The 15,626-nt window shown below is 50.8% G+C and carries 14 protein-coding genes; 8 read left to right on the forward strand and 6 right to left on the reverse strand.

What is annotated here, in order from left to right; all coding sequences use genetic code 11:
* From GMA8713_RS02300 to hrpB, 3 genes are all read right to left on the reverse strand, one after another.
* The coding region (locus GMA8713_RS02300; RefSeq protein ID WP_198159441.1) for a transposase domain-containing protein at positions 1 to 411 on the reverse strand (411 nt) is incomplete at its 3' end.
* Between the two features lie 341 nt (positions 412 to 752).
* Positions 753 to 3,098, reverse strand: coding sequence for a penicillin-binding protein 1B (gene mrcB / locus GMA8713_RS02305; protein WP_062705366.1), 2,346 nt, complete (start codon positions 3,096 to 3,098; stop codon positions 753 to 755).
* A gap of 10 nt (positions 3,099 to 3,108) precedes the next feature.
* Positions 3,109 to 5,565 (reverse strand): ATP-dependent helicase HrpB, encoded by a 2,457-nt coding sequence (hrpB, locus tag GMA8713_RS02310; RefSeq protein ID WP_062705367.1) that lies wholly within the window; start codon positions 5,563 to 5,565, stop codon positions 3,109 to 3,111.
* 13 nt (positions 5,566 to 5,578) lie between these two features.
* On the opposite strand from hrpB, the gene thpR reads away from it, so the two are divergent.
* From thpR to panC, 8 genes are all read left to right on the forward strand, one after another.
* Positions 5,579 to 6,166, forward strand: coding sequence for an RNA 2',3'-cyclic phosphodiesterase (gene thpR, locus GMA8713_RS02315; protein WP_062705369.1), 588 nt, complete (start codon positions 5,579 to 5,581; stop codon positions 6,164 to 6,166).
* Positions 6,167 to 6,196: 30 nt separating this feature from the next.
* Positions 6,197 to 6,907 (forward strand): DNA/RNA nuclease SfsA, encoded by a 711-nt coding sequence (sfsA, locus tag GMA8713_RS02320; RefSeq protein ID WP_062705371.1) that lies wholly within the window; start codon positions 6,197 to 6,199, stop codon positions 6,905 to 6,907.
* Positions 6,908 to 7,038: 131 nt separating this feature from the next.
* A complete protein-coding gene (gene dksA, locus GMA8713_RS02325; protein WP_002537446.1) occupies positions 7,039 to 7,488 on the forward strand; it encodes an RNA polymerase-binding protein DksA in 450 nt (149 codons plus the stop codon).
* A 74-nt stretch (positions 7,489 to 7,562) separates the two neighbouring features.
* A complete protein-coding gene (gene gluQRS, locus GMA8713_RS02330) occupies positions 7,563 to 8,435 on the forward strand; it encodes a tRNA glutamyl-Q(34) synthetase GluQRS (RefSeq protein ID WP_062705372.1) in 873 nt (290 codons plus the stop codon).
* Positions 8,436 to 8,503: 68 nt separating this feature from the next.
* The gene (gene pcnB, locus GMA8713_RS02335) at positions 8,504 to 9,907 is read left to right on the forward strand and encodes a polynucleotide adenylyltransferase PcnB (RefSeq protein WP_083939849.1); all 1,404 of its coding nucleotides are present in this window, start codon (positions 8,504 to 8,506) and stop codon (positions 9,905 to 9,907) included.
* Positions 9,904 to 10,386 carry a 2-amino-4-hydroxy-6-hydroxymethyldihydropteridine diphosphokinase gene (gene folK / locus GMA8713_RS02340; protein ID WP_002537441.1) on the forward strand — a complete coding sequence of 161 codons (483 nt, stop codon included), beginning with the start codon at positions 9,904 to 9,906 and terminating at the stop codon, positions 10,384 to 10,386. Before pcnB ends, folK begins: the two co-directional genes overlap by 4 nt.
* A gap of 50 nt (positions 10,387 to 10,436) precedes the next feature.
* Positions 10,437 to 11,231, forward strand: coding sequence for a 3-methyl-2-oxobutanoate hydroxymethyltransferase (gene panB, locus GMA8713_RS02345; protein ID WP_002537440.1), 795 nt, complete (start codon positions 10,437 to 10,439; stop codon positions 11,229 to 11,231).
* A gap of 13 nt (positions 11,232 to 11,244) precedes the next feature.
* On the forward strand, positions 11,245 to 12,123 hold the full coding sequence (panC, locus tag GMA8713_RS02350) for a pantoate--beta-alanine ligase (RefSeq protein ID WP_046304379.1): 879 nt from the start codon (positions 11,245 to 11,247) through the stop codon (positions 12,121 to 12,123).
* A gap of 68 nt (positions 12,124 to 12,191) precedes the next feature.
* Here panC and GMA8713_RS02355 read toward each other — a convergent pair whose 3' ends face one another.
* From GMA8713_RS02355 to GMA8713_RS02365, 3 genes are read right to left on the reverse strand one after another with little or no spacing between them, the layout of a single operon-like run.
* Positions 12,192 to 12,962 carry an ABC transporter permease gene (locus tag GMA8713_RS02355; RefSeq protein WP_062705373.1) on the reverse strand — a complete coding sequence of 257 codons (771 nt, stop codon included), beginning with the start codon at positions 12,960 to 12,962 and terminating at the stop codon, positions 12,192 to 12,194.
* Positions 12,959 to 13,882, reverse strand: a complete 924-nt coding sequence (locus GMA8713_RS02360; protein ID WP_062705374.1) for an ABC transporter ATP-binding protein — start codon at positions 13,880 to 13,882, stop codon at positions 12,959 to 12,961. Before GMA8713_RS02360 ends, GMA8713_RS02355 begins: the two co-directional genes overlap by 4 nt.
* Before the next feature lie 17 nt (positions 13,883 to 13,899).
* Positions 13,900 to 15,552 carry a SulP family inorganic anion transporter gene (locus GMA8713_RS02365; protein WP_062705375.1) on the reverse strand — a complete coding sequence of 551 codons (1,653 nt, stop codon included), beginning with the start codon at positions 15,550 to 15,552 and terminating at the stop codon, positions 13,900 to 13,902.
* Between the last annotated feature and the right edge of the window lie 74 nt (positions 15,553 to 15,626).

The following is a 15,626-nucleotide window of genomic DNA, read 5'->3' on the forward strand; positions in this document are numbered from 1 at the left end:
GAACTGAGTGCCGTCGACTGAAAGTAAACTTAGGCCAAACCATTTGTCATCGCTATCTTCCTGCTGGGTCCAATGGGCTGCTGTCAGTTTAAAAAGCGCTTCCAAAGGTTGGGCGGTGAGGCGCTTTCTCGCTTGAGGGATAGCACTTGGTGCAACAGAATCCCCTAAGTGGTTGGAAAGCTTGAGGTCTAATTTATCTAAAACTTCCGTGATGGGTTTATCCCGATACAAGCCAATACCGACAATCAACCAAACGACAAGTTCGGCGGGTAACTTACGCCGTCTCATACTGGCTTTGTTGGTCGAATCAAGGGCTTGCTCTATCCATTCGAGCGGGAGTTCTTTTTGGAAGAGGGCCATTGATTCGGGTGCAGCAAACGTATCGACATCAATCAGCCAGTGAGCCAACATAAAAAATACCCTCAGCAATTAGTGTACTGAGGGTATTGTTAACCATCTGTAGGATCGTTCAACTGATCAATGCCTTAACTGATCGGTGTTATCGTCATTGACGAGGCTTTTTTGTATCTGCAATGTATCACCAGCCAAAAGAAAAAAGGGTTGAACGCTCGACCAACCCCTTCTGGAATTATACCAATCACAGTAGGTAGGTGATCAGAAATAGCGCAGGAAAAATGCTCGAGAACAAGGCGAAAAATTCCGATAAGTAGTCATTCTACAATCAAATTTTCCAACGCAGTTATCGAGCATTTTAACAAGCTAGGATGAGCAGATATTTACTACGATTGGTATTAATTAAATATCGATTGCAGCCAGCTTACCGGGTCTGGCTTGTCACACCGTTTGCGCCAATGGCCTTTCGGGTCCCACATCGGCAACTTACTCTCGCTGAAGCAGTCCGTCACAAACTGCCCTTCCCTGACCTGATACGGCACACTGGCAAGTTCAGAAGGCCAATTCAGCGTCAAAGGCTCAGGTTGCCTTGCTTTGATGTAATCCGCATACAAACGTAAAGCACCGGATGAGCCAGTCAGTTTGGTCGACGTGTTATCGTCGCGGCCTAGCCAGACCGTGACCACTTCCCGACCATCAATGCCGACATACCAGCTATCACGGTTGTTGTCTGTGGTGCCTGTTTTACCGGCAAGTCCCGCCCAACCGAAAGAAGAGTTGAGGTAACGGCCTGTACCGCTTCGCACCACTTCTTTCATCGCGTACATGGTCAGCCAGCTTGCCTGCTCAGAAACTGTCTGGCTCGACTTCGGCCAATTTCGGTAAAGCACCTGACCGTCACGGGCAACGACTGCACGCAACGCTGTTAAATTAGCTTTCCGTCCGCCACTAGCGATGGTCTGGAACATTTGCGTGACTTCCATCGGCGTCAAGGTAAATGCCCCGAGAAGCAATGATGGCACACGGGTGATTTGGTCCGGGTCGACACCAAGTTCTTCATAGGTATCAATCACTGTTCCCAAACCTATGGCCAAACCGAGATTGACCGTCGGAATGTTGTAAGAATTCGCCAGCGCTTTGAGCAAAGGTACTTGATCACGAAATTTTCGATCATAGTTGCGCGGCTTCCATTCACTACCCTGATTGCCTTTCAGGACGATCGGTTTATCATCTAATGGTGACGCCAGATTGTATTTGTCAGGATCAGACAATGCTGCAAGATACACAGCCGGTTTGGAAAGCGAGCCAATCTGTCGACTACCATTGAGTGCCCGGTTAAAGCCGGCATAACCAGGGCGGCTACCTCCGACCATGGCGCGGATCTCTCCACTTTGGCGGTCTGCAATCACCACTGCCGCTTCCAGATTTTTTCCGGCAACTTTCTTCAGTTGATCAACCTTCTTAACCACGGTTTTATCGATAATCGACTGAGACAAAGGATCCAGCGTACTGAACACACGAAGACCACTCTCCGGATTGAATTGGCTGCCAACGCGCTCGCGGATTTCGCGGGTCAGCTGTTCAAAGTAAGCAGGCTGCCGACTGTTAATGCTTGGTGATTTCTGAATGCCAAGCTTACGTGCCGCCGCTTCTGCATATTGGCCGGAAGAAATAACGCCACTTTCCATCATCATGCGAAGAATAAGATCACGCCTTTCCTGCACGCGCTCTGGATAACGCCAAGGGTTGTAGTAAGAAGGACCTTTAACGATACCCACCAGCAACGCCAACTGGTCAATGCTGAGCTCTTCAATCGGGCGACCGAAGTAAAGGCGCGCTCCTAAAGGGAAACCATGGACGCCCTTGCCACGCGCTTGACCCAGATACACTTCGTTCAGGTAGGCTTCGAGAAGTCGGTCTTTGCTGTAGCGATAGTCCAGCAGTACGGCGATATAAGCTTCCTGTGCTTTACGCCACAAGGTACGGTCGCGGGTGAGAAACAGGTTTTTTGCCAACTGCTGTGTGAGGGTTGAGCCCCCTTGCACGGTGCGACCCGCTTTGAGGTTGACCACTAGCGCTCGGACAATGGCGAGTGGTGCAACACCGTCATGGTGGTAGAAATCTCTGTCTTCTGTGGTCAAAAGTGCATCGACCAGAAACTCAGGGAATCGCTCACGGGGCAGGAAAATTCGCTGCTCATCGGTATTGGACTCCATGGTGCCCAGAAGCTTGGGTTCGATTCGTAGATAACCCATTTGCTTGCCACTGTCGAGCTGCTTAAGGCTTTGCACGCCTTCCCCGGAGAAGGAGATCATCACATGTTGCGCCTGCTCAGGACCATCTTCAAATTCAAAAGGACGACGGATAATCTCGACACGGGTTTTCGACGCGGAATACTCACCCGGTCGGCTTGGATTGCGCACACGCTTGTAATTCAGGATATCGAGCTCGCGCTTTAGAGTATCAATGGTGACAGCTTCTCCCGGTGCAAGATGCAGAATGCGGCCATATACCACGGCAGGCAGCTGCCAGATTTGCCCGTCAAAGCGCTCCTGGATTTTGCTATCCAGATAAATACCCCAAATCGCCATGACCGCCACAAAAACCAGCGTGCACTTAAAGCTAAAGGAGAGAAGTTTTTTGCCCCAGCCTTTTTTCGCTGGGACCGTTTTCTTCTTGCCACCACATGGACTCGCTGCTTTGCGTCGCGTGCGGGGTTTGGTGTTCTTAGTTTCTTTTGTCATGAAGTCTGGTTCAGGCTTCCGGTTTAAAGTGTTTTTTAGTTAATCGCGTCGGCTGGTGATTTGCAGGGTCATCCGGCCACACATGATTCGGGTAGCGCCCTTTCATTTCTTTCTGCACTTCGCGGTAAGCGCCTTGCCAGAACCCTGCCAAGTCTTGCGTAATTTGCAGCGGCCTTTGTGCCGGGCTCAATAGCTCAACCACCAAGGTGACTTTGCCATCAGCGATGGTTGGCGACGTGGCTTGTCCATACATCTCTTGCATTCTGACCGCCAAGACCGGCTTTTGTCCCTGTTGGTAGCGAATAGCGTAGCGTGAGCCTGTTGGTACTTCGTAAGTCTCCGGCAGCAATTGGTTAAGCTGTTTGGTGATATCCCAGCCAAACCAGGCTTCCAGTGCACTGAAGAAGTCGATTTTCTTCAAATCCTTCAAGCTACGAACCCCGTTCATAAACGGTGCCAGCCAATCGTCGAGCGATCCCAACAGCGCAGATTCATCAAGCGGAGGCAGCGAGATGGCTAACTCCCAGCTTTGCGCACATCGCGCCCGGTTCAAAAGGCTTACCGCTTTGTCTGACATCGGTAATGATGTTTCGCCTTTTCGCTTAATCGCCTGAATCAGCGCACGGGTCAGCATGTCATCACTTAATCGTGCTATCGCTTTTTTAGCGACAACAATGTCACCGCAGCAAAGGTGTTCCTCGGCAACCAACGCGCCTTTCTTTTCGTCCCAGTCTACCCATTCGCGTTCAGAAAACAGTGAAGGCAGACGGGTTTGCAACGTTGAAAAATCCGTACGCACAGCGGTAAAAATACGACTATCGCCTTGCGAAACACTCATCAAGTCCACCGCAATTAACGCTTCTTCCCCTGAGAGTGGATGATCGGCATCGATTTGCGCCCCATGGCCATTACTTAATAAGAAGCGACCATTGTTGCCGCGGGATTTAGCAATCCGATCCGGCCAAGCCGCGGCAGCAAGGATGGGCAACCAGTCACCGGATAAATCCTCCGACAGGGAGCACTTCATTCTTGCAGCCAATTGTCCGGCACGCTGGCGGCAGGTCGGCTTTTTCATTGCCATCATCAATTGAAGGCGTAAATCAGGGTCGGCTTTGCCTCGCGGTGGTTCTTCTGCCCAGGCCGCCAACCAGCAGGCTGTGGAAGTGGCCTCCTCATCAAACGCTTTTGCCGCTATAAGCATTGCACCAAGACGGGCATCTGTTCCCAACTGAGTCACCTGCTTGCCTTTGTGCGTCAGTGCATTGTGCTCATCGAGAATATCCAGCTGTCGCAATAGGGTAACGGCTTGCTGCCAATGTTGGGTCGGCGGAAAGTCAAGCCATTGCAAATCTTCCGGCGCACAGCCCCACTGCACGACTTCCAGCACCAGTTGCATCAAGTCACTGGTAACGATTTCTGGATCTGGAACCGCCCGCATCCGCTGGAACGAGTCTTCACTGTAAAGACGAAGACAAAGGCCCGCTGATAAGCGACCTGCCCGCCCCATCCGTTGAATCGCAGACGAGCGCGCAATCTGCACCGTTTCGAGCTTGGTGATGCCAGTTTTGCGGTTAAAGCACCCCACGCGTTCAAGCCCTGAATCCACCACCAAGCGAATGCCTTCAATCGTCAAACTGGTTTCAGCAATGTTGGTTGCAAGTACCACCTTACGTTGGCCTTTCGATGCTGGTGCGATCGCCGCTTGTTGTTCTTTAGCATTCATCTGACCAAACAGCGGACAAACCATCACACCATCCGGTACTTTCATTTCCAAAGTTTCTGCGACGCGGGTGATTTCTCCTGCGCCTGGCAAGAACACCAGCGCTGAGCCCTCTTCTTCCTGCATCAATTTCGCAACGGCAGACGCCACTAAACCCTCATAGCCGTATTGTTTCGCAATCGGCTGATAACGCACTTCAACCGGAAAGCTTCGCCCTTCGGACATCAGTACCCTGGCTTCAGGTAGCAGGGTCGTTAGCGCTGCATCGTCCAGTGTCGCTGACATCACCAATAAGGTTAAATCATCACGAAGCGCGCCCTGTACATCCAAAGAGAGCGCCAGCGCAAGATCCGCATGAAGGTTGCGCTCATGGAATTCATCGAAGATCACCAAACTCACACCGTCGAGTTCTGGGTCAGATTGGATCATTCTTGTCAGTACGCCTTCAGTGACGATCTCAAGGCGGGTTTTGTCACTGACACGGGTCTCTCCACGCACACGTAAACCTATCGTCTCACCTACTTTTTCGCCGCGCTGGGAGGCCAGAAAACGGGCAATGTTTCTTGCCGCCAGACGACGGGGTTCCAGCAGGATGATTTTTCCTTCGAAGACATTTTGCTCCAGCAGCGCCTGCGGCAATCTTGTCGATTTACCTGCCCCCGGCGGCGCTTTAAGAATCACTTGCGAACATTCGGTCAGTGCGGAGATCACGTCTTCTAAGACGCTGTCGATAGGGAGCTGTGACAATGGAAAGGCCTTTATGTCAGAATTACGCGAACAGTATACCCAAATCACGCAAGGATGCAGGACGTTGAGCAAGGAAACGCGAAGACTCTTCTTCGCTTTGGATTTGAGCGACACGCACAACGCCAAAAGCCGCAGCGCCATTGTTGCGCTCAAGCAAACGCTGGCCGAGCGCGGTCGGCCCGTTCCCGATGAGAACCTCCATATTACCCTGGCGTTTCTCGGCGAAGTCGACAGTCCTGCCTACCGCTCGCTGTGTGAGGTTGCAGATAAAATATCGCTTCCAGCCATCTCCACCCAAACCACAGAAACCGGCGAATTCCCCAAACAGGGCATCCTCTGGCTGGGGATTGAGGAGAATGCCACGTTAAGCACATTGGCTTGCCAGCTGCATGAGGCTGCCGCCAAGATCTTGGGTCGCTCTGCAGAACATAACTTCGTGCCGCACATCACCTTAGCGCGCCGAGCCAGACCGACAGAAAACCGACGTTCTCTCCGAAAGCCGCTCACTTTTTATCACTTCGGCATTTATGCTTCGGTACCGGCTGAAAATGGGCACGGCGTACATTATCAATGCCTGAATCGTTGGACATTAACCCGTTGATGTTCCTCGGTATATTTATCAAGGACAATCATGAAATTTGACCCTCCACTGCAACCAGCCACCTTAATCCGTCGCTATAAACGTTTTCTTGCCGACGTGACATTAGCGGATGGTTCTGAAGTCACCATGCACTGTGCGAACACAGGTGCCATGACGGGATGCGCCACACCGGGTGATACCGTGTGGTATTCCACTTCTGACAATCCCAAGCGTAAATATGCCAACAGCTGGGAGCTGACAGAAACTCAACACGGGCACCTTATTTGCATCAATACTGCACAGGCTAATCGTCTGGTGGTGGAAGCGATCAAAGAGGATGTGGTGGCGGAATTGCAGGGTTATGAAACCCTTCGTACCGAAGTACCGTATGGTGAAGAGAAGAGCCGTATCGACATCCTGCTTCAGTCACCCGACAAACAAGACTGCTATATAGAGGTAAAAAGTGTCACGTTATTGGAAGAAGATGGACAAGGCTTCTTCCCGGATACTGTCACCACTCGGGGTCAGAAACACTTACGGGAATTGGGCGTGCTCGCCCAACAAGGAAAACGCGCGGTGCTGTTTTTTGCCGTGCTTCATTCTGGAATTGAGAAGGTGTCAGCGGCAAAACACATAGATGCGGTCTATAATCAGCTACTTATAGACGCTCAAGCACTTGGTGTGGAAATTCTGTGTTACCAAACGACACTTTCATCAGTCCATATGAGCATAAATAAACGGGTCCCGTTCTCCCAGAATTGAGAAAAAATGTAGACATCTTCACACTGGGATGACAAGAGGCAAAAACAAAGATTGCCTCATTATAGGGTTTCTGATATAGATACCGCCCTCTTTTGACCGAGCAGGTCAGGGTGTATTTAGGAGAACGCTTAATGCCAGAGAGCAAAGTTAAAAAATCGCTGGGCATCCTGGCTACGGCCGGGTTAGAACCTTACCAAGAGAAGGCTGGCGAGGAGTACATGAATGATCAACAAGTTGATCATTTCCGTAAAATCCTCCAAGCGTGGCGTAATCAGCTTAGGGAAGAAGTTGACCGTACTGTACATCACATGCAAGACGAAGCGGCTAATTTCCCTGATCCTGTTGACCGTGCGGCACAGGAAGAAGAATTCAGCCTGGAATTGCGTAACCGCGACCGCGAACGCAAGCTGATCAAGAAGATCGACAAAACCCTTCAGCGTCTGGAAGACGATGATTTCGGTTTCTGTGATTCTTGTGGTGTTGAAATCGGTGTACGTCGCCTTGAAGCCCGTCCTACTGCGGATCTATGCATTGACTGCAAAACCCTTGCGGAAATCAAAGAAAAGCAAATGGCAGGCTAAGCCTACCGCTTTACCGAGATTCATGGCAAAAAGGGAGCTAATGCTCCCTTTTTCCTTTTTCAGAGAAACAGAAAATGCAATACATCGGGCGATTCGCCCCTTCACCATCTGGCCCTCTGCACTTTGGGTCCTTGGTGGCTGCGCTAGGAAGCTACCTTCAAGCCAAAGCCCATCAGGGTAAATGGTTGGTTCGCATTGAAGATATTGACCCGCCACGGGAAGTCGGCGGGGCAGTTGATGCCATTCTAAAAACACTGGATGCTTACGGCCTTCACTGGGATGACGGCATTCTCTACCAGCATGACCGCTATGATGCGTATCAGGCGCAGATCGAGCGCTGGCTGACGAATGGTGACGCCTATTTTTGTCAATGTACGCGACGTCAGATAAAAGATGCGGGTGGCATTTATCCCGGTACTTGCCGCCACCGCACCCTGGATGCTGAAGGCTCTGCCGTTCGTGTCTGCCTTGATAATCCGGTGACAGAGTTTGTCGATGTCAAACATGGCGTGATGCAGCTTGACCCAGCGATGGCGGCGGAAGACTTCATTATCAAGCGCCGTGATGGGCTTTATGCCTATAACCTTGCAGTGGTAATGGACGATATTCATCAGGGCATTACAGAGGTCGTTCGTGGCGCGGATCTCATTGAGCCGACGGGAAGACAGGTTTCTCTTTATCAAAAACTGGGCGCACCTCAGGTAAGTTATTTGCACTTGCCACTTGCGCTCAACGCCGACGGTAATAAGCTTTCTAAACAAAACCATGCTCCGGCCATCGACAACACCCATCCAGGTCCCGCCCTTGAAGCTGCATTGGCATTTTTAGGGCACCCTGTTCCTGCTGAATTAAAGGGGGCGCCGGTGGAAGAACTGCTCCTTTGGGGAGAGAAAAACTGGCAGATAAGCAAGCTGCCAAATGAGACGGAAGTGATTACAGCTTTCTAAAATACGGAGCGGTGATATATCATATGCCGTCGTTTTTATGGCCCGACCTGTCAGATACGAGGTGAGTTATCTTTAATCGAGTTACCAGCTTTTGCCGTAAGGTATTGAATCGCGATAATAAAACACGCGCGATTGATGACCTGAAGCTAGAAGTTATTCCACGCCAAGAGCACGGTATATCAAGAAAAGATATCAGCGAAAATGCGCTGAAGGTGCTCTATCGCCTGAATAAAGCAGGCTTTGAAGCATACCTCGTTGGTGGTGGTGTGCGTGATTTGCTGCTGAATAAACAGCCAAAAGATTTCGATATCGCGACAAACGCGACGCCGGAAGAAGTGCGTAAGCTTTTCAGAAACTGCCGCCTGGTTGGCCGCCGTTTCCGTCTGGCACATATTCTCTTCGGTCGTGACGTGATTGAAGTGGCGACCTTCCGTGGTCACCACGGCGCTGATAAAGGTGATAAGTCTGCCAGCCAGTCGAATGACGGCATGCTGCTGCGTGACAACGTTTATGGCACCATCGATGAAGATGCTGAACGCCGTGACTTTACCGTCAATGCCCTTTACTACAACATTGATGACTTCTCGGTACGCGATTATGCAGGTGGCGTTGAAGACCTGAAAAACCGCGTGATCCGCCTGATTGGCGATCCGGAAACCCGTTACCGTGAAGACCCGGTTCGTATGCTGCGTGCGGTGCGCTTTGCCGCAAAGCTCGACATGCAAATCAACGAAGCAACTGCGGCGCCAATTCCTGCGCTGGCTCACTTGCTTCGTGATATTCCTGCCGCCCGTCTGTTTGAAGAAAGTCTCAAGCTTTTGCAATCCGGCAACGGTTTGGATACCTATCGCCTGCTGCGCGACTACAACCTCTTTTCGCCACTGTTCCCAATCCTTGATGAGCATTTCACCGAAGATCGCAGCAGTAAATGCGAGAAGATGTTAGAGCTGGTACTAAAATCTACCGACGATCGCGTCGCCAATGACCAGCGCATCAATCCAGCCTTTATGTATGCCGCTATGCTGTGGTATCCACTGGAAACCCGCGCAGAAGAAATCGCCTTCGAAAGTGGCCTGAGCTACTACGACGCCTTTATGGTCGCGGCCAATGACATTCTGGATGAGCAGGTGAAGAGCATCGCGATCCCGCGCCGCTTCACTGCAATGATTCGCGATATCTGGCAATTACAGCTTCGCTTGAGTCGTCGTTCAGGTAACCGCGCTTACAAACTGCTGGAACAAAACAAGTTCCGCGCTGCGTTCGATTTCCTTGAAATGCGTGGCAAGATTGAAGGCGGACAACTGGAAGAGCTCGCCACTTGGTGGGATGACTTCCAAAGAGCGAATCGTGACGATCGCCATGACATGGTACAGGTGCTGAACAAGGCCAGTGCAGCGAAAAAGACCCGACGTCGCCGCAAAACCAAGCCTCGCAGCCGAAAGCCTAAACCGAAGTCGAATACAGAATCATGATCCGCGCTTACATTGCTATAGGCAGTAACTTAGGTAATCCGGTAGAGAAAGCCCAACATGCGATTGAGGCACTGAAACATCTGCCGGGTACCCGCTTTGTCTGTACATCTTCGCTCTATAGCAGTAAGCCGATGGGTCCCGCCGACCAGCCCGATTATGTGAATGCGGTTGCAGCCATTGACACCGAGCTTCAACCGTTAGATCTTCTTGATCATACACAGCGCATTGAGCTGGAGTTTGGCCGCGAGCGTAAAGAAGAACGCTGGGGACCACGAACTCTGGACTTGGATATCCTGCTGTATGGGGATCTCCAGCTGGAAAGTGAACGGTTAACCGTTCCACACTACGGGATGAAAGTACGTGAATTCGTGCTTTACCCTCTCGCCGAAATAGCCCCTGACTTGCAGCTGCCTGATGGCAGTGCTGTCGCAGAGCTGGTCGCCGTCACGGATAAAAACGGCCTGACTGCCCTCGCGTAAGCACACCCGCCTAGGCACCGAAACAAAACAAGCAGGGTTTGGGAGACAAGATGAAAAAAATTACGATTAGTACCTTAATGGCATGGAAGCAGGAAGGACGTAAATTTGCTTCGGCAACTGCTTATGACGCCAGTTTTGCCCAATTGTTTGAAGAGCAGGAAATGCCTGTGTTGCTGGTTGGCGACTCACTAGGCATGGTTTTGCAAGGAAAGAGTGACACCCTTTCAGTCACGATTGACGAAATCGCTTATCACACGCGCAGTGTGCGTGCAGGGAGCCCAAATAGCCTTCTGATGGCCGACATGCCATTTATGTCATTTGCCACGCCAGAAGAAGCCTGCAAGAACGCAGCGGTTCTAATGCAAGCAGGCGCCAACATGGTGAAAGTGGAAGGCGGCGCTTGGCTGGCTGATACCATCACCATGCTGACTCAACGCGCTGTGCCTGTTTGTGCGCACCTTGGCCTGACCCCTCAATCCATTAATATCTTCGGTGGCTTTAAAATTCAGGGCCGCGAAGAGGAAAAAGCAGAGCAAATGGTTCAGGATGCACTCGCACTCGAAAAAGCCGGTGCTCAGGTTATCTTGCTGGAATGTGTGCCAAAAGCGCTGGCTGCGCGCATCACTGATGCTGTCCGTGTACCTGTCATTGGTATCGGTGCAGGTAATGCGACGGACGGCCAGATTCTGGTGATGCACGACATGTTCGGCATCTCTGCTAACTACATCCCACGTTTTTCCAAAAACTACCTGAAAGAAACGGGCGACATGCGTCTGGCTGTGTCCCGTTACATTGAAGAAGTGGCAAGCGGCGAGTTCCCTGGCCCAGAGCAGACGTTTAACTGAGGAATGCCGATAAATGCAAGTAATCGCTGAGATTGCCCCACTCCGTGAACAGGTTCAGCAATGGCGCCGTGAAGGCCAGCGCATTGCGTTTGTCCCTACCATGGGTCACCTGCATGACGGTCACCTCACTCTGGTTCGCAGAGCCCGTGAGAATGCCGATGTAGTGGTTGTTAGCATCTTCGTTAACCCAATGCAGTTTGATAAAGCGGATGATTTGGCGGCGTATCCTCGCACGCTGGATGAAGACATTGCCAAACTGAACACTGAAGGGGTTGAGGTGGTATTCACCCCGACCGCAGACATCATGTACCCCAATGGCATGGACAATCACGCATTTGTGGATGTTCCGGGCCTTTCCGGTGTGCTTGAAGGGGCATCCCGTCCAGGCCACTTTAAAGGCGTAGCAACCGTTGTTTCCAAGCTGTTCAATATGGTTCAGCCGGATGTGGCTTGCTTTGGTGAGAAAGACTTCCAGCAACTTGCCGTGATTAAAAAGATGGTGGACGATCTTTGCCTGCCTATCGAAATCATTCCTGTTGCCACAGTGCGTGAAATGGATGGGCTTGCCATGAGCAGCCGTAATACCCGTTTGACCGTCGATGAGCGTCAACGTGCGCCAGTGTTGGCAAAAACCCTGCGTTGGATCAGTAGCCAAATGCGTGGTGGCCGTAGCGACTACAGCGAACTGGTGCTTGACGGTAACGACCAGCTGCGCGCAGCAGGTCTGGAGCCTGACGAGATTTTCATTCGTGATGCCAACACCTTGCAACCTATCAGCGAGCACACTTCTAAAGCCGTGATTCTGGCAGCTGCCTTCCTGAGCCAGGTTAGACTTATCGATAACCTTACTGTTGATTTGACCCCGCAGGTCACTGACGACAGCGAAGAGTAATACAGTCGCACTCGCACTCAGATAGAAAAAAACCGCCGGAAGGCGGTTTTTTTCTACTCATATAACGCTTAGCTTCGAAGGCCAATACCACGACTGATGAGATACCATGCCAGTGTATACAGTCCGACGACAAACAGACTTAATACCGCAAATGACGTCACGATATTCACATCAGACATACCAAGAAAGCCGTAACGGAAAGCATTCACCATGTAGACGATAGGGTTCAGCTTCGACACGCCCTGCCAGAATTCGGGAAGCAGGGAGAGCGAATAAAACACGCCACCGAGATAGGTTAGCGGTGTCAGTACAAAGGTAGGGATGATACTGATGTCATCAAAGCTTTTTGCAAATACTGCATTGATCAATCCACCCAGTGAAAAGACGACCGATGTCAGGAACACCGTGGCCACAATCACGCCGAGATGGGCAATTTTAAGGTCGACAAAAAACAGCGACACCATGGAGACCATCACCCCAACCGCCAAGCCTCTTGCCACACCGCCGCCGACATAACCGGCGATCATGATGTAGTTCGGTACAGGCGCAACCATTAGTTCTTCAATGTTCCGGTGCATTTTGGCACTGAAAAAAGAGGAGGCCACGTTGGAGTAAGAGTTGGTAATCACCGACATCATGATAAGACCCGGTACGATGTAAGCCATGTAGCTAAAGCCGCCCATTTCACCAATTCGGCTGCCAATCAGGTTACCGAAGATGATGAAATACAAGGTCATGGTAATGGCAGGAGGAACCAGCGTTTGTACCCAGATACGGGTAAAGCGGGTCACTTCCTTGATGATGAGGCTTTTAAAAGCCACCCAGTAAAGCTTATTCATGCTTTGGCCTCCGCATTTTCGCGCACCAGCGTCACGAACAACTCTTCCAATCGGTTAGCTTTATTTCTCATCGAGAGCACCTGGATACCTTGCGCGGTCAACTGTTCAAAGACCGTGTTCAGGCCAGTGTGTTTATGCACATCAACTTCCAGTGTGTGGTCATCGACTTGCACCCACTGCACGCCTTCCAAGCTTTTTACTGAGCTGTCCGGCGCCAAATCCAGAACAAAGGTTTCCACATCCAGTTTCTTTAAAAGTGCTTTCATCGAGGTGTCTTCAATCAGCTCACCACGGTTAATGATGCCGATATTACGACACAGCATTTCCGCTTCTTCGAGATAGTGAGTGGTCAGGATGATAGTGATGCCCTGCTTGTTGATTTCCTGCAGGAAAGTCCACATCGAGCGGCGCAGTTCAATATCTACGCCCGCTGTAGGTTCATCCAGAATAAGCAGTTTTGGCTCGTGCATCAGGGCGCGCGCAATCATCAGACGGCGCTTCATACCACCAGACAGATTACGGGCTGATTCGTTGCGCTTCTCCCAAAGGTCGAGCTGGGTGAGGTATTTTCTAGCGCGGCGCTTGGCTTCTTCACGCTCTACACCGTAGTACCCCGCCTGATTGACAACGATTTGTTCCACTTTCTCGAACTGGTTGAAGTTAAACTCCTGTGGTACCAGTCCAATTTGTTTTTTTGCTTCAACCAGTTGGGTGTCGATGTCGAAACCGAAAATCTTCACCTTACCAGACGTTTTGTTTACCAGTGAGCTGACGATCCCAATCGTCGTTGATTTTCCGGCACCGTTAGGACCAAGAAGGGCGTAAAAATCGCCCTCCTCAACCGATAAAGACACCCCTTTAAGCGCTTTGACATCTGTGCCATATACCTTGACCAGATTGTCGATTTCAATTGCTTTCATAAGTGTTATTGATTCTTTTATGGCATGACTTCCGTTAGCCGCTTGGCAGCATTGAGCGCATCGTAACGGGAGTCGAACATGTGCGTGTCAGCGACCCAGTCGCCAACATGAAGGCGTTTTAGCTGTTCTGTGGTCTGCTCATGAGGACTGAGCAAGAACACGGTACAATTCGCTTCGCGGGCATCGGCAATAGCGTTTTCCAGCGCGAGACCCACTGTCATGTCAATCAGAGGCACATCACTCAAATCCAGGATCATCACGCGGTAATCGCCAATGCTGGTGTGTTGTCGAGAGATGGCTTTTGACACGCTGAAGATCATTGGGCCGGAGAGATAGAAAAACAACACCTTTCCATCAGAATTATCTAATAAACCTCTTTCTTCTTCAGAAAGCGGTACATCATCGTCATCGGCATCACTGATAGCTTTGACTTGCTTTGCCTGCTCTCGGCTAAGTCTCTCGATTACAATGACATTGGAAATGAAAACACCCAAACCCACTGCAACAATCAAGTCGACAAAAACGGTCAGCGCCATCACGCCGTACATAATAGCCGTCTGGTGCTTACTGACCTTGTGCGCGCGCTGCAGGAAACTCCAGTCAAGAATGTTAATACCCACATAGAGTGCGATACCGGCCAACACGGCCATTGGAATCGGCTCTGTCAGGAAGCCTGCAACCAATACCACTGCCGCCAGAATAAGGGCACGAACAATACCTGCCAACGGTGAGCGAGCGCCAACCTGAACGTTCACCACGGTACCCATGGTAGCCCCTGCCCCCGGTAGCGCACCGAATATACCAGAAATGATGTTTGCAATGCCCTGACCACGAAGCTCTTTGTCAGAGTTATGCTCCTCACGGGTGAGCGAGTCTGCAATCACGGCCGTGAGTAAGGTATCAATACAGCCCAAGGTACCCAATACTAAAGCATCGATAACCATGGTGGTCAGAAGTTCAGGGGTAAAAGTAGGGAAAACGATCGATGGCAAACCTGTCGGAATTTCACCAATGCGTCGGATGCTCTCGATATCAAAGAAAATGACGGATAGTAAGGTTACCAGCACCAGCGCAACAAGCTGTGCTGGCACGTATTTACGGTATTTCTTCGGGAAGTAGAACAGAATACCTAATGTCAAAAGCCCCAGAAAAAGCTCTTTAAAGCTGAGGTTAGAGACCGTTTCAGGCAATGCCTGAATGGTTCCCAGCACACCACCAGGGGGCGCTGCCTGCCCCATCAAAGGGCTGATTTGTAGCAATATCAATATCACACCGATACCTGACATAAAGCCGGATATGACGCTATACGGCATCAGGGTGACATATTTCCCAAGTTTCAGTGTGCCCAACAAAACCTGAAAGGCACCGGCCATCATGACAACGGTAAAGGCCATTGCCATTCCTGTTTCCGGATACCTCGCCATCATGGACGTAAGGACAGCAGTCATAATGACTGTCATCGGGCCCGTTGGCTCAGAAATCAGTGTGGAAGATCCACCAAACAATGCAGCAAACAAACCAACGAGAATAGCGCCCCAAAGTCCTGCTTCAGCACCCGCGCCGGAGGCGACACCAAATGCAAGCGCAAGGGGAAGAGAAATGATGGCAGTAGTAACACCGCCGAAAATGTCGCCTTTCAGGCTCCAGTGTTTGAACCGGTCAAAATTCACAACTTGCTTCCTTTTAATACTTCCTTTTTCGGCAAGCTACCCAATTACCCAAATGGACAATTGGATCTCCTTTA

Origin of the sequence: Grimontia marina (assembly GCF_900060185.1) — a bacterium.
Taxonomy (GTDB): Bacteria; Pseudomonadota; Gammaproteobacteria; order Enterobacterales; family Vibrionaceae; genus Enterovibrio; species Enterovibrio marinus.